We start from the raw sequence: 2,773 nt of genomic DNA on the forward strand, positions 1-2,773 counted from the left end.
TCGGCCTGCCGGATGGTCTCGCGGCGGTTCGGGTCCCACAGGGTCAGGTCGGCGTCGAAGCCGATCCCGATCGAGCCCTTGCGCGGGTAGAGCCCGTAGAGCTTGGCGTGGTTCGTGGCGGTGAGTTCCACGAAGCGGTTGAGGGAGATGCGCCCCGCCGAGACGCCCTCCGAGAACAGGATCGGCAGACGGGTCTCGATGCCCGGGATGCCGTTGGGCACCCAACGGAAGGCGGTGCGGCCCTTCGGATTGAGCTTGCCGGCCGGATCGTCGTAGCGGAACGGGCAATGGTCGGAGGAGACCACGTCGAACAATCCGGTCTGGATTCCGCGCCAGATCGCGGCCTGGTTCGCGGCCTCGCGCGGCGGCGGCGAGCAGACGTACTTCGCCCCCGCCATCGGATCGTCGGAGCCGAGCCCCTTCATGTGGTCGGCGGTGAGCGTCAGGTATTGCGGGCAGGTCTCGGCATGGATCTTGAGACCGCGCTCCCGGCCCCAGGCGATCTGCTCCATGGCCTGCTCGCCCGAGACGTGGACGATGACGATCGGCAGGTCGACGAGTTCGGCGTGGCTGATCGCCCGGTGCGCCGCCTCGCGCTCGACCACCTGGGGCCGGGACAGGGCATGGCCGAACGGGCGGGTCTCGCCGGCCTTCTCGAGCTTCTCGGTCATGTACCGGATGGCGTCGTAGCCCTCCGCATGGACCATGACGCGGGCGCCCTCGCGGCGGGCGAGGTCGAACACGTCGAGGATCTGGCGGTCGTTCAGGACGAGGTCATCGTACGTCATGAAGACCTTGAAGGACGTGTAGCCCTCGGCGATCAGGGCCGGCAGTTCCTGGCCGAGGACGGCCGGTGCCGGGTCGGAGACGATGAGGTGGATGGCGACATCGACGTGGCACTGCCCTTCCGCCAGCGCCCGGTAGGCGTGGGTGGCCTCGCGCAGGGAGGCGCCGCGGGGCTGGAGCGCGAAGGGCATCACGCAGGTGTTGCCGCCGGCCGCCGCCGCCCGGGTCGCGGAGGCGAAGTCGTCCGCCATGACGATGCCGGGGCCCGAGGCCTGGGCGATGTGGACGTGGCTGTCGATCCCGCCGGGCAGCACGAGCAGGCCGGAGGCATCGAGGGTGCGGGCGGCATCGGTGATCCGCGCGCCGATGGCCGCGATGCGCCCGTCGCGGATGCCGAGATCGGCGGGATACGTGTCGGTGGCGGTGACCAGGGTGCCGCCCCGGACGGCGAGGTCGAACTCCGGCATGCCGTCAATCCCTCACGCGGGCGATGATCGCCACCGGGCCGCCGCCATCCGGCCCCTGGTGCTCGGCGCCGCCGGAGACGAACAGGTCGGTGCGCCCGATCGCGGCGGCGGCGACCCCGCCCACGAGGGCGCGGGCGTGCCGGGTGGCGTTGATGTCGCTGTCGTCGTTCATGATGTGGCGCCGCCCTCGGATCAGGCCGTCATGCGAGGGCTCGGCCTTAGCGAGCAGCGCGACGATGCGCTCGGACGCCTCGGGGGCCAGCTGGCCGGAGCCGGGAAACCCGAGATCCGCCAAGGCCTCCTGAATCGCGAAAAAGTCGATGCCGTCGCGCATGACCCGGTGGGCAATGGCGAGCGGACCGGACCAACCGGGCGCGTTGCCCAGCACGATGACCTCGTTGCGCATGAGTTCGATGCCCGCCGAGGCGCTGGCCCGCCCGGAATAGAGGTCGCGCCGTGCGCCGATGGCGGCGTCCGAGAGGTCCGCCTCCGCCACCTCGCCGAGCGCCAGGGCGATACCGAGCGCCGAGGCCCCGCGCGACAGGCCCATGGAGGCGTAGGTGTCGTGGGTGGCCACAGGCTGTCCACGTTCGGCCGCCTCCTGGATGCGGGCGCTGGTGAGGAGGGGGCACTTCACCTGCACGAAATGGACGTCCGCGGCCTCGTCGATCCCGGCCCGGGCCATGGCCTCCGCGACGGCGGCAGCGGTCGCCCGCACCTGCGCCATCCGGCCGATCGCCTCGGGGAGAAAATCGGCGGTGAAGGCGGTGCCGACGGCGAGGGCTGTCCCGCCCGGTGCGTCCGGACGGTCGCGGCGCGCCAGGACGAGGAGGTGGGGGGAGAGGCCGCCCTCGGTGCCGCCGGACATGACGAGGGCCACCCGCGCACCGACCGAAGCGGGCGCGCAGCCCATCGCGCCCGCGAGCGCCGTCTCCAGCGCCATCACGGCGAGCTGGCGGGTGAAATCGTTGACGCAGCCGTTGCCCTCGGTCTTGCCGAAGATCGCCACGATCTCGTCGGCCGCCACGGCGCCGCCCGCGATGAGCTCCATCACCCCCGAGACGTCGGCGGGGTGCCGGGTCGGCACGCGGAAGGCGAGGCATTCGGGCATCGGGCTCTCGAACCAGGCGGGTCGGCGGGGAGGCGCACGCCCAGGCTTAGGCCGGGCGGCGGCCCCGCGCGAGTGCTGGATTCTGCACGCCGCGCTCCCGAACCGGCAACAGGGCCGCCCGGCATGGAGGGCGCCGGAGGTCCGGGGTCGCGTCGAGCGCCCAACTCAGCGAGAGGCCTCCGCGGCGGCCACGCTCCAGCTCGGAAGGGGAAAGGTCCGGTCGTAGGCCAGATTGAACACGAAGGCGTAGGCCACGTAGAAACCGGCGATCGCGAGATCCATCACGAAGGCCTCGAACAGGCCGATGCCGAGGAACCAGGCGATCGGCGGCAGCAGGATCACGAGCAGCCCGGCCTCGAAAAGCACGGCGTGCCCCACGCGCAGGAGGAGGCTCTTGCGCGTGTGCCCG

General features: G+C 71.9%; 3 protein-coding genes. All 3 read right to left on the bottom strand.

Translation table 11 applies throughout. From position 1 onward, the window contains the following. Window positions 1-1,253 (bottom strand): dihydropyrimidinase (gene hydA / locus K2X24_RS16805; RefSeq protein WP_292499484.1); only part of this gene is annotated, 1,253 nt, incomplete at its 3' end. 4 nt (window positions 1,254-1,257) lie between these two features. After that, a complete protein-coding gene (locus K2X24_RS16810; protein ID WP_292499485.1) occupies window positions 1,258-2,364 on the bottom strand; it encodes a ring-opening amidohydrolase in 1,107 nt (368 codons plus the stop codon). Between the two features lie 165 nt (window positions 2,365-2,529). Next, on the bottom strand, window positions 2,530-2,773 hold a 244-nt coding region (locus K2X24_RS16815; RefSeq protein ID WP_292499486.1), incomplete at its 5' end, for a chlorhexidine efflux transporter.

Source organism: Methylobacterium sp. (assembly GCF_019750675.1).
Taxonomy (GTDB): domain Bacteria; phylum Pseudomonadota; class Alphaproteobacteria; order Rhizobiales; family Beijerinckiaceae; genus Methylobacterium.